This is a genomic window from Porphyromonas sp. COT-108 OH2963 (genome assembly GCF_000768895.1).
Classification (GTDB): domain Bacteria; phylum Bacteroidota; class Bacteroidia; order Bacteroidales; family Porphyromonadaceae; genus Porphyromonas_A; species Porphyromonas_A canoris.
This window is the reverse complement of sequence record NZ_JRAP01000002.1, coordinates 343,375-364,246: the sequence shown is the minus strand read 5'-3', so window position 1 is coordinate 364,246 and position 20,872 is coordinate 343,375. Positions and strand designations below refer to the sequence as shown.

Below are 20,872 nucleotides of genomic sequence, written 5' to 3'. Positions count from 1 at the left end.
GAAAAAAAATTTCTGTGCGCACGAAAAAAAATTTCTGTGCGCATGAAAAAAAATTTCTGTGCGCACGAAAAAAAATTTCTGTGCGCATGAAAAAAAATTTCTGTGCGCATGAAAAAAAATTTCTGTACGCATGAAAAAAAATTTCTGTGCGCATGAAAAAAAATTTACGTGCGCATGAAAAAAATTTTCTGTGCGCACGAAAAAAAATTTCTGTGCGCACGAAAAAAAACCTCTGTGCGCACGTAAAAAAAACTGCTTGGGCAAGGAAAAAAAATTGTGTGGCCAAGAAAAAATATTTTTGTGGCCAAGAAAAAATATTTTTGTGGCCAAGAAAAAATATTTTCTTGGCCAAGAAATTTTTGCCAAATCCTCAAGGAATATAATTTGCTGTTAAACAGGAGATTACATTTTTACGATTAAGGTTGAAATAGTCGAGCCGAAAGTCGGCCTCAAAACGGGAAAAAAAGCCTCTGTTTTTCCGCTTTTTTTCGCTGTTTTCTGCCCCGATTTTCAATGCCCGGAACGCTTTGTCGGACCCTTTTTGTTCGTACTCTTTTCTTCATGAGAGTGCAGGGGGGAAGAGGCCGGGCGGTAACAATCCGGAGAAAAGCTCTCAACTCTCCGGGCGTTTGCCGCCTGTTTCGGGAGCTTGCACCCGTAACGAAAGCAACGCCGATACGTATCGTACCGACGTTGCTTTTACTTGTTTATCTGTCTGTCCCCTATTGATTTGCGGCAAACGATGCGGAGCCGTGGGGGAGAAGTGATGGCAGACGGGCTGTTCGTCCCGCCGTCATCCCATGATGATCCCCACGGTGAGCTGCGCGGCAATCACTCTGGCGAACATCGTGAGGGGGTAAACCGTGACGTAAGACACCGCAATGGTGTCGCCTTTTACGAGGGTGGAGGCGTAGTCGAGAGCTATGGGATTGGCCATGCTGCCGCATACAACTCCCGCCGTGTGGCTGAAGGAGAGCTTGAACCACTTCATGCAGATGTAGCCGATGATGAGGGGAGGCAGGACGGTGACGGCAGTGCCGAGAGCCATCCATATCAGTCCGGGACCTTGCGAAAGGGTCGCGAAGAACCCTTCTCCCGAACTGAGCCCGAGCGCAGCCATGAAAAGCACGATGCCGAAGGTGCGTATCATCAGATTGGCGCTGGAGGTGATGTAGGTGTTCAGGTGGAGCCTTACTCCGTAGGCACTCATCAGAATACCGGCAATGAGCGGGCCTCCGGCGATTCCCATCTTGATCGGCGTGGAGATGCCCGGTATCACGATCGGAATGGCTCCCAGCACGCACCCCAGCAGCATCCCTATAAAAAGGGTTACAAGGTAGGGTGTGTCCAGCTCTTTCAGCTCGTTGCCCATCATCCGGGAAAGCTCCTTGAGGTCGCTCTCTTTGCCCACGACGGAGAGCCTGTCGCCCATCTGCAGGCGGAGAGAGGGAGAGGGGAGCAGCGTGATGCCTGCGCGGATGACGGAGGTTACGTTGATGTTCATCCTGCTTCTGAGGTCTAAGGATGCCAGACGTACGCCGTTGATCTCCTGTCTGGTTATGATGATTCTGCGAGATGCGAGCGATTCGTTGGCGGCTTCCCAGTCTATCACTTCTTCTCCGGGCCGGACTCCTTTTGCCTCTTCACCCAAAAGAAGCAGTATCTTGGGATGGTGTTCCTCTTCGCTCACGACAAGGACGTGATCGCCCGGCTGCAGCTCCGTGTCCGACTTGGGCATCATAAACCGTCCCTCCCTCCAGATCCGCGAGACCAGCATGGGTACGGTGTTGAGCGTCATGAGCTCCCTGATGGTTTTGCCCGCAACGGCGCTGTTGGTTATGAGGTACTCTTTGGTGATTGTCTTGACGGTGTCGTCTTCTTCTGCCGATGCTCCGGAACGAGGCACCTGCGTCTTGAGAATGGCTATGACGATAAAAACGCCCATCACCCCGAAAGGATAAGCTATCGCAGTAGCCATAGCCATCTCGGCAAGCGTCTTCGAGAGCACTTCCTGAGATGCTCCCTGATGTACCAATACTCCGCTGACGGCTTCCTGAGATGCCCCCAAGACCGGCATGTTGGTAACCGCTCCACTCAATACTCCCATCAGATGAGGGAGAGATTGGTTGGAGATAAGATAAAGAACCACTACCACCACAATGCTCAGAACAATGATGGCTGTAGCCCAGAGATTGAGCACGATGCCTCTCTTCTTCAGAGACTCGATGAAGGCCGGACCGACCTGAAGCCCCAGCGTATAGACATAAAGGATAAGCCCGACGTTGATGGTAAAGGCAAGGATCTCAGAGTCCACTCTCAGCCCGAAGTGCGAGCAGATGATACCGATGAAGAATACCATCGAAAGCCCTAAAGACACCCCCTTGAAGCTGAACTTGCCTAAATACATCCCTATGCCGCTGACAAGGAATAAGGCTACCACTGCCTGTAAGATGGAAGGTTCGGTGAGAAAAGATATGATTTCGTCTGTCCACATATTATATATATACTACAACTTGTCTGTAAGATCTTTATTGTTGCTCTTTGGGTCTGTGATAATAGACGGCAGAGTGCGCCGGCGCACTCTCGGCATACTCTGTGGTATATGCCGTTACGGTGATCTGTATAAGTGTATCCTCCGGTATGTTGCCAAGAGGAATGGTGAGCTTTTTTTCTTTTATCCCGATACGTGAAAGGTATTCGGAGGTTTCCGTCCGGACATCATTCCCATCCATGGAGATATAGATGTTGAATGTGGGAGAGTCTTTCCCTGCATAGCTCCACTCTGCCACCAGTGTATCTCCGTGCAGAGAGAAGTCCGTAATCTCCGGAACAGACTCCGGTGCTGCCGGGCTGGAAGACCTGAGCGGAAGAAGAGCCGGGCGAGTGAATGCCTCTTGGCGCAGATAGTTCCAAAGACCATACTTATTGTCAAAAAGCTGCTCGGCTCTGAAGAAACAGATTCCTCCCACTCCGGACTCGGCTCGGCAGCTGTCAATCTGTTGTTTGAGATCTGTATAGTCCCATCCGCCTTGACTTTTGAGCATCTTGTATGAGGCAAGCCCGGCTACCATCTTCCCATCCATCTCTCTGTTCCACTTCTTGAGGTGATAGAAGAAGTCTTCTCCCTTAAAATACATCATCGGGACTACAAAGTCTATCTTCCCCGAACGCTTCCATGCCACGGGATCTTGATGAACAGACTCTTTTGCCGTCCATACATGTCCGTTGTTCTTCACACCATTGCTATACTTCCCGATAGGTGATGCACTGACCTGAATATGCGGCTTCACGCTTTTTACTCTGTCGTATATCATGGAGACTGTTCTATGAATATTCTCCTCTCGCCATGCGGAGTGCGAAAGATTGGTCTTGGATCTTTTGTAAGAGCGTTGATCTTGCAGCTTCTCAGCCCTTTCGGGATACCTGATATAGTCCAGGTGGATACCATCTATATCGTAGTTGGAAGCAAGCTCTTCTGCCATATCTGCAAGAAATCTTCGAGCATGTTCCGAGGCCGGATCCATATAGATCTCTCCGTTGTGGCGAATGGTGTGAGCCCTGTACCTTTTTATGTAGGAGTCTTTCGGTGCGTGTCTGAATTCGGAGACATTTGCCATTTTAAGGGTAACCATCCAGGCATGACATTCCATCCCTCTGTCATGGCATCCCTGAATGACGTAGGAGAGCGGATCATAGCTTTTATCTTGCGACATTGCAGACCTAAAAGGTAGCATGACCGGCTCAAACTTACTCTTGTAAATGACATCTCCCCGTCCTCTTACCTGTATGAACACGGTATTGAAATGTGCCGAACGGAGACTGTCGAGCATTCTGTCTATCTCTTGTCGTTGTAACGCAGCTGTACGAGCCTTGGGCCAATCCAGACCGTAAAGTGTTGTCAGCCAAACTGCACGCATCTCTCTTTTTGGGTACAGACTTGGAGGTTGTTCCGCAAAAGATGGAAGCATTGTGCTTAAAACAAGGATAGCAATAAGGAGTAGAGGTCTTCCGGTCCTTATTGCCATTCTTATAAAAGTGGTGCTATTCATGGTTTGTCTGATATTAGCTTGTAAAATGGATGTGGTCTATAAGCCGCACCTCACCGCAATAGACTGTAATACATCCTACCGGTACCTGACTCTCTTCCCAGCATTCGATGTCTTCGAGACTCTCTCCATCCACGATAGAGAAGTATTCCACCTTTAAGTGAGGAGTTTGGTCTATTTGCTCAATCACGGCTTTATACACCTCTTCCACAGAAGCCCCTTTGCGAAACAGCTCTACACCATGTCTAAGAGCTTTGTAGATGAATGGCGCAGATCGGCGTTCGTCTTCATTGAGCCGGGTATTGCGAGAACTCATTGCAAGTCCATCCTTTTCTCTTACTATTTCACAAGGGATGATCTCAATAGATACATCCGGCATGAGAGAGAGCATTCGGCGAATAACGGCAATCTGTTGAAAATCTTTTTCTCCAAAGTATGCTTTATCCGGCTCGACTATTCTGAAAAGTTTGGAAACCACCTCCGCAACTCCGGCAAAGTGTCCGGGACGATGCTTACCTTCCATAACCTCTGCCACTCGTCCAAGATCGAAAGGAGATTGGCGAGGTTCATCTTTAGGATATATCTCTTCCACAGTCGGAGCAAAAACATAGTCTGCTCCTGCTTCGAAGAGCAGTCTTAGATCTCTGTCAAGATCTCTCGGATAGGTCTCAAAATCTCTTGCGTTGTTAAACTGCGTAGGGTTCAGGAAGACACTGACTACCGTAATATCATTTTCGCTGATGGAGCGTTTGACCAAACTGATGTGTCCGTCATGAAGAGCACCCATTGTAGGAACAAATCCTATCTTTTTCGCCTGTTTTCTCTCTTCTGAGAGTTTCTCTTTTAGAAGCTTTATATTGTCTATTGTTACCATTCGGTGTTTGTTCTGATTATGTTTTTTATGTCCGCAAAGTTACCCAAATAAATAGGATTTTATTCCTAAAACTCTGTCATTTGTCATATAAGAATGACGTTTTAGCGGATGATATATGACATTTTAAGATGTTATATGTTACTTTTGGCTTAGTATATCTGCCGTTTTCTGCAGTCAGGACACTTGGGTTATGCTTTTGATTGTACTTTATCGTTCACAATAGCAAATAGTACAAAACCTAAAAAAACATATATCATGAACTGGAATAATATGACTATCAAGTCGCAAGAGATCATTCAAAAAGCGATAATGCTTGCGCAACAAGAGCATCAACAATCCATCGATCCCCTGCATATCCTTCTTGCCATAATGGAGGAAGCCGGGCATCTCTCCGGATACATATTTCCAAAGATCGGAATAGATCCGGAGACTCTCAAGAAACGAATTAAGGATAAGATAGCTTCTCTCCCTCGCGTTACAGGGGGAGCTTCGGAGCCGTATCTCTCTTCAGCTTCAAATGCAGTGCTTTCCCATGCCTCTCAACTTGCAACGGATTTCAAAGACCAATACGTTGCGGTAGAACACTTACTGCTTGCCATCCTTCAGAAAGGAGCGGATGCGGCACATCTGTTAAAGGATATGGGAGCTACGGAGCAAGCACTTAAAACAGCAATTATGGAGCTAAGAAAGGGGAGCAATATTACCTCTCAATCTTCGGATGACAACTACGATGCACTCGGCAAGTATGCTCAAAATCTCACAGAGAAAGCTCGAAGCGGTAAGCTGGATCCGGTTATCGGTCGGGATGAAGAGATACGAAGAGTGTTGCAGATCCTTTCAAGAAGAACGAAAAATAACCCTATCCTGATAGGAGAACCGGGGGTAGGGAAGACTGCCGTAGCCGAAGGGCTTGCTCACCGTATCGTTAGAGGAGATGTCCCGGAGAATCTAAAAACCAAAGAGGTATATTCTCTCGACATGGGTGCTTTGATAGCCGGAGCAAAATACAAGGGAGAGTTTGAAGAGCGTCTCAAAGGAGTGGTGAATGAAGTCTCTAAATCGGAAGGGAATATCATTCTTTTCATAGACGAGATTCACACTCTTGTGGGAGCCGGAAAGAGTGAAGGGGCGATGGATGCCGCTAATATTCTGAAGCCTGCTCTTGCTCGTGGCGAACTGCATGCGATAGGAGCAACGACGCTCAACGAGTATCAAAAATATTTTGAGAAAGACAAAGCTCTCGAAAGACGCTTCCAAATCGTAATGGTAGAAGAACCTGATGAGTTGAGTACTATCTCTATCCTGCGAGGAATAAAGGAGAAGTACGAAAATCATCATAAGATCAGAATAAAAGATGATGCCATCATAGCTGCCGTAAAACTATCTTCTCGTTATATAACAGACAGATTTTTACCGGACAAGGCAATAGATTTGATGGATGAAGCATCTGCCCGATTGAGAATGCAGATAGACTCTTTGCCGGAAGAGTTGGATGAAATCTCCAGAAAGATAAAGCAACTGGAGATAGAGCGTGAAGCCATAAAGCTCGACAACGATGAGCTCAAGATGAAAGCCATACTTGCAGAAATTGCATCTTTGAAGGAGGACGAGATGCAGCTGAGAGCACGTTGGCAGAAAGAGAAAGAGCAGATCGGAATCATCCAAGCCAACAAGGCGGAGATCGAAGAGCTTAACTACCTTGCGGATAAAGCAGAACGCGAGGGCGATTATGGTAAAGTCGCCGAAATAAGATATGGGAAAATAGAGACCAAGAAGAAGCAGATAGCGGAGGCAGAACAGGAACTGATCAAAATACAAGGAGATAACGCAATGGTCAAAGAAGTGGTGGATCAGGACGATATAGCCGATGTTGTCTCCAAATGGACCAATATTCCTGTAAGCAAGATGATGTCATCGGAGAAAGAGAAGCTGCTGCACTTGGAAGAGGAGCTGCACAAAAGAGTGGTGGGACAAGAAGAAGCTATCTCTGCCATCGCTAATGCCGTGAGACGTTCGAGAGCAGGGCTTCAAGATCCTAAGCGACCTATCGGCTCTTTTATCTTCTTGGGAACGACCGGTGTGGGTAAGACAGAGGTAGCAAAAGCTTTGGCAGAACTGCTGTTTGATGACGAAAACATGATGACACGCATAGATATGAGTGAATATCAAGAAAAGTTTTCTGCAACTCGTCTTATAGGAGCACCTCCGGGATACGTCGGATACGATGAAGGAGGACAGCTCACAGAGTCTATAAGAAGAAAACCTTACTCCGTGATACTCTTCGACGAGATAGAGAAAGCACACCCGGAAGTATTCAATATCCTGCTTCAAGTCTTGGATGACGGACGACTGACGGACAACAAAGGACGTACCGTAAACTTCAAGAATACCATCATCATCATGACTTCTAATCTCGGATCCGATATTATCCGAGAAAGCATGGAAGAGTATGAGCGTACCGGGTCGGACAGAGTTTTGGAAGAGAGCAAAGAGAAAGTGTTGGCTCTTTTGAAGAGAACGATACGCCCGGAGCTTCTGAACCGTATAGATGAGACAATAGTATTTGCTCCTCTATCGCAGGAAGAGATATTTAAGATCGTCAGACTGCAACTCGAAGGAGTTCAGAAGATGCTCGAAGAGAATATGATAAAGATAGACTTCTCTGAAGAAGCCGTGAAGCAACTTGCTTTGGAGGGATATGATCCGCAGTTTGGAGCAAGACCCGTGAAGAGAGTGATCAAGAGAAGAGTTCTGAACGAGCTTTCCAAGGCTTTGTTGAGCAACAGTTTAAGCACAGACAAAACCATTCTTGTGGATTATAAGGAGGGAGAATACGTTTTTCTTCAATCATAATTGTAACAAATGAGTTGTTGTCTTGCTTGACAGGGGAATAGAAAGAAAGCCCGGCACGAAAGTCAATGCCTGATCTCAACAAGTGATTTGGCAAGATGCTTGTCTCTTGAAATAAAATACGTTGAACCTGTTCGCAAATCTTCATGAACAGATTAAAGAGTTTCACTAAAAGCTTAAACATCTTCGAGTCGAGGCATGATTTGCGAGCTTCAAGGTTTGGTTTCTGTAAATCAGGGTGTGATTTTCACCAATCACGCCTTGATTTATAGTTTTTATCCCGTTTAGCAAAAGATTTGAACATGGTCAATTCTTTTCTTTAATAGGTTCTCGACAAGATTCAAACTCAAAATTTCATCATTGAGAACAGATCTCGGCTATCGGGCATTACTTTTACCTCACTGTCCAGATTGTTGAAACGACATTGAATAGCTATCTTTGTGGAGATATATTGATAAGAAAATGAAGTATATTCAGTACAAGTTTGAAATATCCTTTTCGAGTGAAGCGAAAGATATAGAGCGGTCTCTGATATTCGATCTTCTCTCCCAATTCCTTGCCGATGGAGGTTTTGAAAGTTTTGAACAGACGGACGAAGGCTCATTGTTGGCTTATGCTCCAAAATCTTCTTCTCTTTCGGAGGCGGTGGAGGATGCCCTCGGAGCTTTGCCGATAGATGGATTTGAAATATCTTATTCATCGGAAGAGATGGAGGATAAAAACTGGAATGAGGAGTGGGAAAAGAACTTTTTCTCTCCCATTACTGTGGCAGACTGCTACATCCGTGCTCCATTTCATACTCCATACAGCGGGACGGCTCCTTGTACAGAACTACTCATACAACCTCAGATGGCATTCGGAACGGGACATCACAGCACTACGTCCGGAATAATCTCCTTACTGAGTGAAGAGGACTTGAATGGCAAAAGTGTCCTGGATATGGGGTGTGGTACCGGAATATTGGCTATCTATACCGCCCTCAAAGGAGCCGAAAACATTACTGCAATAGACATAGATGAGTGGTGCTATCGGAATACTTTGGATAATGCCCGTCTCAACAATGTTGATAAGATTGTTGTACAGCATGGCGATGCACAACTATTGAAAGAGTCCGATCCGGTAGATATTTTCATTGCCAACATCAACAGGAATATTATCGTGGAAGATCTTCCCCTTTATATCTCTGCCATAAAAAATCCGGATGGAAAAATCTTCTTGAGCGGATTCTATGAGCAGGATCTGCCTGTGATAGAAAAAGCACTTTCCGAACATGGATTTGGGATAAGAAAGCAGACTGTAAACAATGAATGGTGCGCCCTCATGGCTGCACGAAATAACCAATGACACAAAAGATACAACAGATATGGATGATAAGTATAAGTTGATAGCTCTGGACTTGGATGGTACCCTTACCAATGACCAAAAAGAGATCTCCAAAGACACACTAAAATATATCATAGGAATACAACAGGCAGGGCTTAAAATAGCTCTTGCTTCGGGGCGTCCCACACATGGTGTTTCTCACATCGCAAGACAGTTGAAATTGGATGAGTTTGGAGGCTACATGCTTTCGTATAATGGAGGAAAGATCATCAGGTGTTCCGATGGTAAGATCTTGGCTAACCACTGTTTGGATCTGGATCTGATCCCTGTACTGTATCAATATGCAAAGGATGCAGGGCAGTCGATTTTAACTTATACATTCGATGCTGTCATAACCGAAGATGCGGATCATGAACTGGTAAAGCATGAATCTTTCCTTAATGGTAATATGCCTATCCGAAAAGTAACGGATTTTGTGGAAGCAGTGATAAAACCACCTCACAAGGTTGCCATAATCGGAGAGAAGGAACCATTGGATAAGATATTTGCAGAGCTTGTTCAGATTTTAGGGCAACGAATCAATATATACAGGTCGGCAGAGACTTATCTCGAAATAGTACCGGCTCAAATAGATAAAGGTAAAGCACTCTCTTTTCTTTTGAGCGAACTCAACATGACGCCAAAACAGCTCATCGCGGTAGGGGATAGCTACAACGATCTTTCCATGATCCAGCTTGCCGGTCTTGGTGTTGCCATGGGCAATGCAACGGAAGCAGTCAAGCAGTGTGCGCACTATATTACGAAAAGTAATAATGAAGACGGCGTTGCGCATCTTATTCAAAAGGTATTCTTTCATGCGGAAGACAAGAAAACCATAGACCTTGAGTACTTCAACTCACTCATGCAAAACACTCTGATGAGTACGCTCGGCATCAAGTGTACCCACCTGTCGGAAGGAAGAGTGGAAGCGACCATGCCGGTGGATATTCGTACCCGTCAGCCGATGGGAATCCTTCATGGGGGTGCAACGCTTGCTTTTGCGGAAACACTTGCAGGATACGGGTCTGTTTTTCTCTGTGATGAAAATGAAATACAGGTCGGTATGCAGGTAAGCGGCAACCATATATCATCCGCTCACGAAGGGGATGTGGTAAGAGGAATAGCTACCATAGTGCACAAGGGTAGAAGCTCTCACGTCTGGAATGTGGATGTTATGACCGGAACGGATAAGATTATTTCTTCCATCCGAGTAGTCAATAGCATCATAAAGCGTAGATAGTAAAGTGTAGATGTGCAGAGAATAATTGCTATTTTTGTACCTCTTAAAACAAAGAAAAAAGTAATATAAAGACGATGAATAAGGATATTGCAAGTAAATATGATCCCTCATTGGTGGAGGATAAGTGGTATAAATACTGGATGGAAAATAAGATATTTTCTTCCAAACCGGACGCTCGTGAACCATACACGATAGTGATGCCTCCTCCCAATGTAACGGGTGTATTGCATATGGGACACATGTTGAACAATTCCATTCAGGATATTCTTATTCGACGTGCAAGAATGATGGGAAAGAACGCTCTATGGGTTCCCGGAACAGACCATGCCTCTATCGCCACCGAAGCAAAAGTGGTAAATAAGTTGGCAGAAGAGGGTATCAAAAAGAGCGAACTTACAAGAGAACAATTCCTTGATCATGCTTGGGAGTGGACAGATAAGCATGGAGGCATCATCATGGAGCAGCTCAAGAAGTTGGGTGCTTCTTGTGATTGGGACAGAACAGCCTTTACAATGGATGAAAATCGCTCTCAAAGTGTGATAGATGTCTTTGTCGATCTGTACAACAAAGGCTATATCTATCGTGGAGTGAGAATGGTCAACTGGGATCCCAAAGCCCTTACTGCACTGTCCGATGAGGAAGTAATCTACAAAGAAGAGCAGAGCAAACTTTACTACTTGAAGTATGAAGTGGTAGAAGAGCCGGGGAAATACATCATTGTTGCCACCACTCGTCCGGAAACTATACTTGGAGATACTGCTGTTTGTGTACATCCGGAAGATGAAAGATACAGCTATCTGAAAGATAAACATGTACGTATTCCTCTTGTAAATCGGGAGATACCGATAATCATGGACGAGTATGTCGAGAGAGAATTTGGTACCGGATGTTTGAAAGTAACGCCCGCGCACGATGTGAATGACTATATGCTGGGAGAGAAATATGCTCTTCCTTCCATAGATATATTCAATGACAATGGTACTTTGAACGAATATGGGCTTCAGTACAAGGGTATGGACAGGTTCGATGTAAGAAAGCAGATTGCAAAAGATCTTACCGCAGCCGGATTGATGGAGAAAGAAGAGGCATACGTTAATAAGGTCGGATGTTCGGAGCGAACACAAGTACCTATCGAGCCAAAACTTTCAATGCAGTGGTTCCTTGATATGAAGCGATTGGCTCAACCGGCTATCGAGGCTGTCAAACAGGATGACGTTCTTCTTGTACCTTCCAAATTCAAGAATACATACTTCCATTGGATGGAGAACATAAAGGATTGGTGCATCTCTCGTCAGCTTTGGTGGGGGCATCGTATTCCTGCTTACTTCCTGCCTCAAGGCGGCTTCATTGTTGCATCATCTAAGGAAGAGGCTTTAGTCTTAGCACGTGAAAAGAGTCAGGACAATACGCTTACCCTTGAAGATCTAAGACAAGAAGAAGATTGTTTGGACACTTGGTTCTCTTCGTGGTTATGGCCTATATCGGTTTTTGGAAGCGTTATTAACCCGACAGAAGAAGAGAGAAAAGAGTTGGAGTATTACTATCCAACCTCCGACCTGGTTACTGGTCCGGACATCCTGTTTTTCTGGGTTGCACGTATGATTATGGCAGGTTATGAATACACCGGAAAGCGTCCGTTTGGCCATGTTTACCTTACCGGTATTGTACGTGATGCCCAAGGACGCAAAATGTCAAAGTCTTTGGGCAACTCTCCCGACCCATTGGATCTCATTGCAAAATATGGTGCGGATGGAGTGCGTATGGGACTCATGACTGCGGCTTCTGCTGGTAATGATATTCTTTTTGACGAGTCGCTTTGCGAGCAAGGGCGTAACTTCAACAATAAGATATGGAATGCCTTCCGTCTTGTTTGCGGATGGGATGTGGCAGCAGTACAAAAGCCGACAGATGCAAGCGTTGCAGCCGTAAGCTGGTTCCGTAATCGCCTTTCAGAAGTATCCGTAGAGCTGGCGGATCATTTCGATAAATACAGGCTGAGCGATGCTATGTTGCTTCTGTATAAACTCTTTTGGGACGACTTCTCTGCCTGTTATCTCGAACTGGTAAAGCCTGCTTACGGCTCTCCCATAGATGCTGAAACCAAACAAGCCACCCTGGACTTTTTCTCCATTTTGATGCAGTTACTCCATCCTTTTATGCCATTTATCACAGAGGAGTTATGGCAACTCGTGGAAGAAAGAAAAGAGGGAGACAGCATCATGAAGCATCCTTTGAAGATAGATTCTACCTTTGATGCTACTTTCCTTAAAGAGGTCGAGATGGCTCGTGAACTTATCAGTCAGATCCGAAATCTAAGGGTAAAAAACAACATTTCACCTAAAGAGGCTTTATCTCTTTACGCGACACAAGCCGTTCTAAGCACGGAAGCCGTATCCATTGTTTGCCGTTTGGCAAATATCGAAAAGTATGAAGTCGGAGATAGAGAAGCCAATCCCAATGATGCTTCAATCATGATAGGCACCGCAACATTTGCCATTCCTATGGAAGGTTTTATAGATACCGAAGAGGAGCTAAAGAAGCTTCACGAGGAGGTGGCATACTACGAGAAGTTCTTGCTATCGGTCAATAAAAAGCTGGAGAACGAGAAGTTTGTTGCCAATGCACCGGAACAAGTGGTGGCTCTTGAGCGAAAAAAGCAGTCCGATGCCAATGAAAAGTTGGAGACATTGCGCGAACGCATTGCGATGTTAGGCAAGTAAACAGAGAGAATCAATATTTCCAAATCCATTTTATCTACACATGTTTCAGAAACTATCCCAGGCAGTAGAAGAGCTATTCAAGGAAGGACGAAAGGTATTATCGCAAACTCCGGAAGCTTCAACTCACGCATTTTTTCTCAAGCACGTTCTTCCGGAAAATGAGTTGCTCCTATTGAACGACGAACATGAGTGCTTGGCTAAAATCCCATACGAAAGCCGGCAATTCAATGCCATTAATAAGGTCATAAAAGAGGCGGTAAAAAGGCTTCGGGATAAGGGGTTCTTCTATCAAGACTGTTTCAAAATTCCATTTTCCGTATCCATGATAGGGGAGGAGAATGAAGTGGAAAACACGTTTCTGCAATGGGATAGTGAGGTTATAAATCTGAGTAAGCCGCTCATGCCCAACCTGAATAAAGAGCTGAATGAGTTTTTACGCTCTTTGGAGTTGGACTGTTAGCATTTAGCTTCGGCACATATCGCTTTCAGTCAGAGGGCAAAAGACATCAATAAAAAGCCCTGTCTCGGAGATCGGAATCCAAGACAGGGCTTTTCACATACACTATTGATCATCGAAAACATCCTTCAGAAAGGACGATTTACAAGAGATCTAAAAGAAATCTTTTTGAATGCAGAATATGCAGAGATAAGTCGAATTTCAGTCTGAGTATCGGATACCACATCTATTTTACACTCCTCGAAAGAGGGTGGTCCCATTTTGGGCATTACATTATTGCTAAAACCAAACTTTTCGAGAGGGATACCATACTCACCTCTATCCAGATCTCCATTTCCGTTTTCATCATGGAAAATAGCCATTGCATAGCTTCCACTGGGTAAATCATTTAGCTCAATGAGTTGAGAAGTGCCGGTAGCGGGAACGGCTGTTGTCTTAAATGGCTCTATCAGAAATGTTTCCGAATTGTTGTAAAGAGCAAGCATGATGCTGCCACTCTCTGTCTCTATCCCTTTTACTCGGATAGAAAGTTTGTATTGAGCGTGGGCAGTAATGCCAAAACTTGCCAATAGAGCAAATGCAAGTAGAATTACTTTTGTTTTCATGACACTATAAAATTTAAGAGGAATAATATTATTTGATTTCTATATATTGTTTTAGAGCTTCCACGTAAGCTTCAAACGCATTCCTGCCTGCGGAGGTAATCCTGCAAGATGTCCTAGGTCTTTTACCTATAAACTCTTTTCGGATCTCTATATATCCGGCTTGTGAAAGCTTGTCCAGCTGAATACTCAGATTCCCGGAGGTTGCTTCGGTCTTCTCTTTAAGAAAAACAAAGTCTGCCTCATCTATACCCATCAAAATGGAGATGATGGCAAGACGAAGTTGGGAATGCAGTAGAGGATCTAATTCTATCATAATTCACGCTTGGCTTTGGCATTGAGAAGATGGCCGGGCAGTATCAACATGATGACAAAGGAGAGAGCCAAAAGAAGATTGAAGTAGTTCTGAAACAAATGGGTAGAGTGGAGCATTACAAGGATATAAACGCCCAAGAGAAAAGAAAATCCCGATGTCCAAACCACAACTTTCTCTTTAAGAAGCACTCCCGTAATGGCACAACCAATGGCGACATACATTAAACTCAAAGGAGCCATAAGTCCAAAGTGTATTACCTCTACGAGAGATAGGGCATAAATCAAACAGATGATAAGCAAAGAGAGAAAGAATAGTGTGTTGATGACAATCCAGACGGACTTGATGCTTTTTTCCAAATAAGAAACGACCTTGGGCGGATGCTTCTTTGAAAACAGTGCTGCAAAGAGTGAAAGTGGCAGTAGGATAAACCACAAAAGATACGACATGGGACTTGACGTGAATTTGAAACAGAAATAGACTCCAACGCCTATGATCGCAGATGCGTATCCGTAGAATAAAAACTTATTCCACTGTCCCAATCCGAGGTTTTGCTTGGTTTCTAAAATCATTTGAGAGATAAGAGCCAAGCTCTCTTTCTCATTCAACTTAACATCATTCATAACTAAAAAAAGCGATCTATCAGGGTAATACACTAAGAAAAAATACCTGTCTCCGAGAATGAAGTTGCCTGTCATAAACGATCGACAAACTTCTTTCACACTGCAAATATAAGTAAGTTTATTTTATAAACCAATTTACGCATGAAATATTTTGAGCTGAAATCTTATTGGGAACATATTAAAAAGGTCGCTTTAATATATTCAATTTTTATTGTTAAGCGGATAAGAACTATAAATCAAGGCTTAATCTGTAGAAATCTTGTCTTGATTTTTACTCATCAAGCCTTGAAGGGTAGAACTCATGCTTTGTTTTGCAGATGTTTAAGGGTTCGGTAAAGGTTTTGAATCTGTTAAACGAAACTTCTAAAAGGGTTAAACATCTTCTCTTGCGAAAAATAACAGACCCGATAAGAAGACTTTTTCTTCTTATCGGGTCTATAATCCCGGTTTTAATGGGGGAGTAGGATCAGTCTACATCCACCACTCTTGCTCTGAATTTGGAGTCGAATTCTATCTCCAATCCGTTTGAAAGGTCTATCTGATAACGGCCTCTCGACTTTTTCTCTATGTTCGTGAGATCACTGTTCGGGTAGTTTGTCTTCACATAGTCTTGAATAGGACGAGGAGCGATAGAGAACGGGATGGGTACTCTTTTGCTTGTAATCTCTTTCCATTCACCGTTTTTCTTGAACTCTATCTTGCAACCATTTTCCAAAATAACGTCATAAGTAGTGGTCAGGATGTCTTTGTCCACATAGGCTTGTAGCACCTCTTTGGAGCTATAATACTTTGTTATGAACTCCTTAGCTTGCTTGGGCAGATTTTCAAAAGGTATAGGTCTCTCGTTATCTGCCTTGATCTGAAATGTTGCAGCAGCTATGATGATTGCCAAAAGGGTAATAATTTTTCTCATGTTTGTAGTCTGTTTTTATGAATTACGAATTATATGACCACAAATGTAGGACTCAAATCTGAAAAGAATTTGAATTATTCAAGCTTTTCCTCTATCCCTTGTAGGAGATTTTATAGATGGATCTGGGGTATTTACCTGTTTTACTTTTTCTCACAACCGTTATGAGAACGACTCTTCCCATCGAGTCGAATTCGTATGAGATACTTTTTGCAGGAGTATGAGTATCGGTGTACTCAATGTCTTTTAGCAACTTGAAAGATCTTAAGCCGAGTTCGTCTGCAAAAAGAGCTTCGATAGAGGGAGCCGGAGACCAAATCTGATTGAGATCCGGATAGGTATCATTATTCTCTTTATCCGTGTAAAAGAAAAATACGGAAGAATTCTCTCCGGAAGAGTTACTTGGATAATAGATCTGATCTTTCTGAATGCAGTTATCATTCGCCCAAGTACGTTCTATGGCTCTGAATGTAGGAGTCTTTTGACTTATTTGTTTTCCTGTTTTATTGTATTGAAATTTATCTGCCACTCGTCGTTCCTCCTTTCCTCCGGGAAAACATAGTGTTGTTATTTGCATAGTGGCCTTTCCGGAAGCATCAAGCACAATCTCGTGTTTTGTTGGTGCCGAAAGGTTGCTTTCAGCCTCAGGAAGGACATCTTCTTCGATGAGAATTTTGTCCTTTGAATAGCTGACAGCAGATTTTAGCACCTTTTCTCCGTTTAGCCGTTGAATATTGGTGATTTCTATTACTCGGTTATTTTCATCATACTTATAGAGGTTTTCTCCGATGGATTCTTTTTCTAAAAACCTTTCTACCTTGGATATGAGATTCTTATACGTCTTCTGTTTTATTTCCGGTCTTTTTATTTCTTTTCCATCTCCATTGCAAGAGGTCAAAATAAGGGTAAGTGCAACCAATGTTGCCATCTTTCTGATCATAATCATTCTGTTATTATCTAAATACATTTGAGGAATGGGTGCAAATCTAGTCATAAAAAGCAAAAAGGGGGAAGGGATAAATAAGATTTAACAGAGAAGTGCAACTCTTGATACTTTTATGACTTTTCTATAAAAGAATAGAGCAGCTGCATCGAAAGATTTAATAATTTACTCCCGATGAGTGTGAATCTTATTACCGAAAAACCTGAGTGTATCATGCGAAAGCAAGAATGCCTTCCTACACCAAAAGAGATTTGATCTCCGCAATATCCTCTGCGATATTGGGAGCATTTGTGCTCAAAAGATTTTCTATACTCTTGCAGGCATAGATGACAGTAGAGTGATCCTGCCCTCCGACTTCTGCTCCGATAACAGAGAAAGAGCTATCTGTAAGCTCTTTGCAGAGATACATTGCAATCTGTCTGGATAAAACGATCTGACGCTTTCGGCATTTCTGCTGCAATAAATGAGGTTCTATATCGAAATGAGAGCAGACAGCTTCAACAATATCTTGGATTGTGATAACCTTTTTCTCATACTTCACATACTGCTTCAATATCTTCGTCGTAAGCTCCATAGATATAGGCTTATGACTCATAGTATGGTGAGCGAAGAGTGTTTTAGTAACGCCTTCCAACTCTCGAACATTTTGGGAGGTTGACGCAATAATAATATCGAAGACCTCTTGAGGGAGTGAAATGTTATACTGACCCATCATGCGAGTCAGAATCTTTTTTCTAAGTTCGGTATCCGGACGCTCTATTTCAGCCGTCAGCCCCCATTTCATTCTTGTATAAAGACGCTCTTCAAGTCCGTCAAGATCTACAGCCGGGCGGTCGGATGTCATTATAATATGGCGTCCTAAAGCTCTAAGATTATTGAAAATCTGGAAAAAAGCACTCTGGGTACTTACTGCATCCCTCAACTCTTGGACATCATCCAAGAGAAGAATATCCATATTCTGATAGAATTGAATGAAGTCTTCCGGACGTTTTCGCCTGTAAGAAGCTTCCACATACTGCATTTTGAACATCTGTGCCGATACATAAACAACACGTTTTTCAGGATAAGAGTTCAAGATAGCATTTCCTATCGCGTGCAAAATATGCGTTTTCCCAACGCCTGAAGCTCCATAAATGAACAATGGATTGAATAAAGAACTTCCCGGATTGGCTATAATGGCTTGAGCGGCATTATATACCATCAAATTTGAATCGCCATAAACATAGGTGTCAAAAGTGAGTTGAGGCTCAAGATTCGTTCTAAAGGAAGATTTTTGAGAATTGTCAGAGTTTTTAACAGGTGTGCTTATGGCTTGTACATCTACCTTTTCAGCAGAATATTTGGGTACGGCAACACCCTCAAATATTTCGTATTCAAGCTCAAAATTTTCCCCAATATACTTTTCTAGAGATCTCTTAAACGGATCTTTATACTGCTTCTCTATATGGTCAAAATGAAGCTCCGAAGGTAATCTTAGCGTGAGCTTTTTACCCTCCAAACTAACAGGAACGATCGGCGCGAACCATCGGGTATAATCCGAAGGAGAGCTGATCTCTTCACTGATGTAGCTTAGACATTGCTGCCAAACTTGTTGGAGAATATGGTTCATTCTTTCTATATAGTTTATTATTAGAGCCAAGACTTTTGGCTTTCAACCAATGCAAAGTTTGGGAAAATAAAGAAGAAAAAAAAATGACCCTTTTGTTGCTTTTTTTGATGCCCCTTACTGACAAGAAATTAGGGATAAGTGGTTGCTTTGTAGTACTCTATTTTACCATCTAAATGTTAAATCATTGGGCAACAGATAGGTTCCTTTCAAATGTAAATAATGTTATTTTTTTTTAATACGAGCCTTCCTGTTTGATAGTCAAATAATTGAAAAATAAGGGCTATCTTTGTTACATAAATCGTTTAACAAACTACGAAATAAGTATGAGAAAATCTAAGACGTTAATTGCAGTAATAGTAGTATTGGGCATTCTTGCATTTTATTTGGGAAGCCAGTATAACAGAATGGTTGTATTGGATGAAGAGGTCAAGGCATCTTGGGGACAGGTGGAAAATGTTTACCAGAGAAGAGCCGATCTTATACCAAATCTGGTCAATACCGTAAAGGGATATGCCAATCACGAAAAAAGCACTCTGGAAAGTGTGATCCAAGCAAGAGCCAGTGCTACTCAGGTTAAAGTTGATCCTGATAACTTAACGGCTAAGGATATGGAAGAGTTCATGGCAAAACAAAGTGAACTTTCCAGTGCATTGAGCAGGCTTCTTGTTTCTGTAGAAGCATATCCGGATCTAAAGGCTAACGAGAACTTCAAAATGCTTCAAGTGCAGTTGGAAGGGACAGAAAACCGCATTACCGTGGAGAGATCTCGATTTAATGATGTTGTAAAGGATTATAATCAATACATCCGAAAGTTCCCGAAAAACTTGGTTGCAAGCATATTCGGATTTGGAGTAAAGCCTCTTTTTGAAGCCAAAGAAGGAGCAGATGTTGCTCCGGAAGTGCAGTTTTAACAGGGGAATCCTCTTAAAGAAATGCTAAGCATGAAGACCTAAACCTTCTTGCTTAGCATTTTTAGATATTAAATGTGCCTGTTCTTACCATATAAATATCAATCTGACCAATGAGTTGTTTTGATTTCAAACTTAAATCTCTCTTTTTTCTGCTTCTTGTTCTGAATACATCTTTCTTGAATGCTCAAACGATAAGGAATGTTGATGATGTCAAGAATGTTCAGAAAGCGGATGCCTCTCTGTATATAACAGATGAGTCGAAGCTTTTGAGCCCTTCGGCCTATAATGAAGCCAATCAACTGATAGGTAATATCCGAGAAGAGATGGGCGTCGAGATAGCAATAGTGATATTGGAAAGCATTGATGGGCAGGATCTGCAAAGCTTTGCACACAATATCCTAAATACATGGGGAGTTGGCTCTAAGAGTGATGATAATGGGCTGGTGATACTATATGTTTACAAGCCAGAAGAGAGAGGAATATCATTTGAAGTAGGTTATGGGTTGGAGCATGTACTGCCTGATGCTCTCTGTTATATGATACAGAAAGAAGATATGATACCTTATCTAAAGGCTGGAAATCCTGATAAAGCGATAATAGAGGGAATAAAATCTATAGAAAAGAACTTGAGAGAGGAGTATGACTCCACCACAAAATCTTTTACTGTTAGGACTCCGAGTGTCTGGGATGATAAAGAACTACAGCTGTATTGGACTATCATAAAGTATGGTTTTCTTATTTCATACATTTCGGGATTTCTTTTAATGTTTCTGATAACCGGTGCCAATATCAAGGGTGGAGATGGAAGAACTCCCGTGGAGCGTTATCTGAAAGCGGAGTTGACGGCGAAAAGATTATTTCTAAGTCTGTTTGCTATACTTTTTCTTCCCGTAGTTCTTTATTATAAGTTACTTTGGATTTTCGTCTATAAAAAGAAGCTATCTTCTCAGATGCAGAAATGCGTTGCATGCCACACGGACAATAGTATTACACTTCATCGTACTCCCAATGAAGTGCTTCCGTATCTTACGACAAAGGAGAGTATCGAACAAAATATCGGATCCGTATCATACATAGCGGCAACATGCCGATTTTGTAATAATAAAGAGGTATATGGGACTCTTAAATACTCACCATACATACAATGTCCCAATTGTAAAGGTATAACAATGAGAAAAGAAAATACCTCTATTACCCCAAACTACATATATACAACATACTTCTGCTTATACTGCAAACACACCAAGGAGGATAAGGCTTCTCGATTATCCTCTGCATCTTCTGCGGCACTCGGAGCAGCAATTGGGGCTGTTGGAGGATTTAGAGGAGGTGGAGGTTCCTTTGGAGGTGGCTTCGGGGGAGGACGATCTGGAGGAGGTGGAGCAACTACTCGTTTTTAGTAGTCCCTATAA

Annotated in this window: 17 protein-coding genes; 8 read left to right on the top strand and 9 right to left on the bottom strand. The window is 43.0% G+C overall.

Annotation, left to right across the window (positions count from 1 at the left end):
• Positions 1 to 152 precede the first annotated feature (152 nt).
• Entirely contained in the window at positions 153 to 383 is a 231-nt protein-coding gene (locus HQ39_RS01510) for a hypothetical protein (protein ID WP_036862967.1), read from the top strand.
• A gap of 410 nt (positions 384 to 793) precedes the next feature.
• Here the strand turns inward: HQ39_RS01510 and HQ39_RS01505 are convergent, their stop codons facing one another.
• Genes HQ39_RS01505 through panC form a run of 3 tightly spaced genes read right to left on the bottom strand, consistent with a single transcriptional unit; the run spans position 794 to position 4,920 of the window.
• A complete protein-coding gene (locus HQ39_RS01505; RefSeq protein ID WP_036862965.1) occupies positions 794 to 2,494 on the bottom strand; it encodes a putative transporter in 1,701 nt (566 codons plus the stop codon).
• Positions 2,495 to 2,528: 34 nt separating this feature from the next.
• The gene (locus HQ39_RS01500; RefSeq protein ID WP_052079324.1) at positions 2,529 to 4,025 is read right to left on the bottom strand and encodes a glycoside hydrolase family 10 protein; all 1,497 of its coding nucleotides are present in this window, start codon (positions 4,023 to 4,025) and stop codon (positions 2,529 to 2,531) included.
• A gap of 37 nt (positions 4,026 to 4,062) precedes the next feature.
• Positions 4,063 to 4,920, bottom strand: a complete 858-nt coding sequence (gene panC / locus HQ39_RS01495; protein WP_036862963.1) for a pantoate--beta-alanine ligase — start codon at positions 4,918 to 4,920, stop codon at positions 4,063 to 4,065.
• 255 nt (positions 4,921 to 5,175) lie between these two features.
• Between panC and clpB the strand changes: the two genes are divergently transcribed.
• The 5 genes from clpB to HQ39_RS09110 all read left to right on the top strand — a co-directional run bounded on the left by clpB (position 5,176) and on the right by HQ39_RS09110 (position 13,552).
• Positions 5,176 to 7,773 (top strand): ATP-dependent chaperone ClpB, encoded by a 2,598-nt coding sequence (gene clpB / locus HQ39_RS01490; protein WP_036862961.1) that lies wholly within the window; start codon positions 5,176 to 5,178, stop codon positions 7,771 to 7,773.
• A 459-nt stretch (positions 7,774 to 8,232) separates the two neighbouring features.
• Entirely contained in the window at positions 8,233 to 9,114 is an 882-nt protein-coding gene (gene prmA, locus HQ39_RS01485) for a 50S ribosomal protein L11 methyltransferase (RefSeq protein ID WP_052079323.1), read from the top strand.
• 19 nt (positions 9,115 to 9,133) lie between these two features.
• A complete protein-coding gene (locus tag HQ39_RS01480; protein ID WP_036862958.1) occupies positions 9,134 to 10,372 on the top strand; it encodes a Cof-type HAD-IIB family hydrolase in 1,239 nt (412 codons plus the stop codon).
• A gap of 74 nt (positions 10,373 to 10,446) precedes the next feature.
• On the top strand, positions 10,447 to 13,092 hold the full coding sequence (locus HQ39_RS01475) for a valine--tRNA ligase (RefSeq protein ID WP_036862955.1): 2,646 nt from the start codon (positions 10,447 to 10,449) through the stop codon (positions 13,090 to 13,092).
• 40 nt (positions 13,093 to 13,132) lie between these two features.
• Positions 13,133 to 13,552 (top strand): hypothetical protein, encoded by a 420-nt coding sequence (locus tag HQ39_RS09110; RefSeq protein ID WP_052079321.1) that lies wholly within the window; start codon positions 13,133 to 13,135, stop codon positions 13,550 to 13,552.
• Between the two features lie 125 nt (positions 13,553 to 13,677).
• On the opposite strand, the gene HQ39_RS01465 is transcribed toward HQ39_RS09110, so the two are convergent.
• The 6 genes from HQ39_RS01465 to dnaA form a co-directional block, all read right to left on the bottom strand.
• A complete protein-coding gene (locus HQ39_RS01465) occupies positions 13,678 to 14,154 on the bottom strand; it encodes a DUF2141 domain-containing protein (protein ID WP_052079319.1) in 477 nt (158 codons plus the stop codon).
• Positions 14,155 to 14,182: 28 nt separating this feature from the next.
• Positions 14,183 to 14,470 (bottom strand): winged helix-turn-helix domain-containing protein, encoded by a 288-nt coding sequence (locus HQ39_RS01460; RefSeq protein WP_152565475.1) that lies wholly within the window; start codon positions 14,468 to 14,470, stop codon positions 14,183 to 14,185.
• Positions 14,464 to 15,087: a hypothetical protein gene (locus HQ39_RS01455; RefSeq protein ID WP_152565474.1), complete on the bottom strand. Its 624-nt coding sequence runs from the start codon at positions 15,085 to 15,087 to the stop codon at positions 14,464 to 14,466. The genes HQ39_RS01460 and HQ39_RS01455 overlap by 7 nt, the downstream gene beginning before the upstream one ends.
• Before the next feature lie 466 nt (positions 15,088 to 15,553).
• On the bottom strand, positions 15,554 to 16,000 hold the full coding sequence (locus HQ39_RS01450; protein ID WP_036849075.1) for a PepSY-like domain-containing protein: 447 nt from the start codon (positions 15,998 to 16,000) through the stop codon (positions 15,554 to 15,556).
• Positions 16,001 to 16,091: 91 nt separating this feature from the next.
• On the bottom strand, positions 16,092 to 16,943 hold the full coding sequence (locus HQ39_RS01445; RefSeq protein WP_152565473.1) for a hypothetical protein: 852 nt from the start codon (positions 16,941 to 16,943) through the stop codon (positions 16,092 to 16,094).
• Between the two features lie 232 nt (positions 16,944 to 17,175).
• Positions 17,176 to 18,549, bottom strand: coding sequence for a chromosomal replication initiator protein DnaA (gene dnaA, locus HQ39_RS01440; RefSeq protein ID WP_036862947.1), 1,374 nt, complete (start codon positions 18,547 to 18,549; stop codon positions 17,176 to 17,178).
• 323 nt (positions 18,550 to 18,872) lie between these two features.
• Here dnaA and HQ39_RS01435 point away from each other — a divergent pair, with 323 nt between their 5' ends.
• Together HQ39_RS01435 and HQ39_RS01430 are read left to right on the top strand one after the other, a co-directional pair.
• Complete coding sequence (locus HQ39_RS01435; RefSeq protein WP_036849066.1) at positions 18,873 to 19,460, top strand: LemA family protein; 588 nt, start codon at positions 18,873 to 18,875, stop codon at positions 19,458 to 19,460.
• Between the two features lie 110 nt (positions 19,461 to 19,570).
• On the top strand, positions 19,571 to 20,860 hold the full coding sequence (locus HQ39_RS01430; protein ID WP_036862945.1) for a TPM domain-containing protein: 1,290 nt from the start codon (positions 19,571 to 19,573) through the stop codon (positions 20,858 to 20,860).
• Positions 20,861 to 20,872 lie beyond the last annotated feature (12 nt).

Bases quoted from the DNA above. Each gene is read 5' to 3' on its own strand.
- prmA (WP_052079323.1), top strand. From the start codon at position 8,233: ATGAAGTATATTCAGTACAAGTTTGAAATATCCTTTTCGAGTGAAGCG.
- panC (WP_036862963.1), bottom strand. From the start codon at position 4,920: ATGGTAACAATAGACAATATAAAGCTTCTAAAAGAGAAACTCTCAGAA.
- HQ39_RS01500 (WP_052079324.1), bottom strand. From the start codon at position 4,025: ATGGCAATAAGGACCGGAAGACCTCTACTCCTTATTGCTATCCTTGTT.
- HQ39_RS01475 (WP_036862955.1), top strand. From the start codon at position 10,447: ATGAATAAGGATATTGCAAGTAAATATGATCCCTCATTGGTGGAGGAT.
- HQ39_RS01445 (WP_152565473.1), bottom strand. From the start codon at position 16,943: ATGATTATGATCAGAAAGATGGCAACATTGGTTGCACTTACCCTTATT.
- HQ39_RS09110 (WP_052079321.1), top strand. From the start codon at position 13,133: ATGTTTCAGAAACTATCCCAGGCAGTAGAAGAGCTATTCAAGGAAGGA.
- HQ39_RS01505 (WP_036862965.1), bottom strand. From the start codon at position 2,494: ATGTGGACAGACGAAATCATATCTTTTCTCACCGAACCTTCCATCTTA.
- HQ39_RS01480 (WP_036862958.1), top strand. From the start codon at position 9,134: ATGGATGATAAGTATAAGTTGATAGCTCTGGACTTGGATGGTACCCTT.
- HQ39_RS01430 (WP_036862945.1), top strand. From the start codon at position 19,571: ATGAGTTGTTTTGATTTCAAACTTAAATCTCTCTTTTTTCTGCTTCTT.
- HQ39_RS01455 (WP_152565474.1), bottom strand. From the start codon at position 15,087: ATGAATGATGTTAAGTTGAATGAGAAAGAGAGCTTGGCTCTTATCTCT.
- HQ39_RS01510 (WP_036862967.1), top strand. From the start codon at position 153: ATGAAAAAAAATTTACGTGCGCATGAAAAAAATTTTCTGTGCGCACGA.
- HQ39_RS01450 (WP_036849075.1), bottom strand. From the start codon at position 16,000: ATGAGAAAAATTATTACCCTTTTGGCAATCATCATAGCTGCTGCAACA.
- HQ39_RS01435 (WP_036849066.1), top strand. From the start codon at position 18,873: ATGAGAAAATCTAAGACGTTAATTGCAGTAATAGTAGTATTGGGCATT.
- dnaA (WP_036862947.1), bottom strand. From the start codon at position 18,549: ATGAACCATATTCTCCAACAAGTTTGGCAGCAATGTCTAAGCTACATC.
- clpB (WP_036862961.1), top strand. From the start codon at position 5,176: ATGAACTGGAATAATATGACTATCAAGTCGCAAGAGATCATTCAAAAA.
- HQ39_RS01465 (WP_052079319.1), bottom strand. From the start codon at position 14,154: ATGAAAACAAAAGTAATTCTACTTGCATTTGCTCTATTGGCAAGTTTT.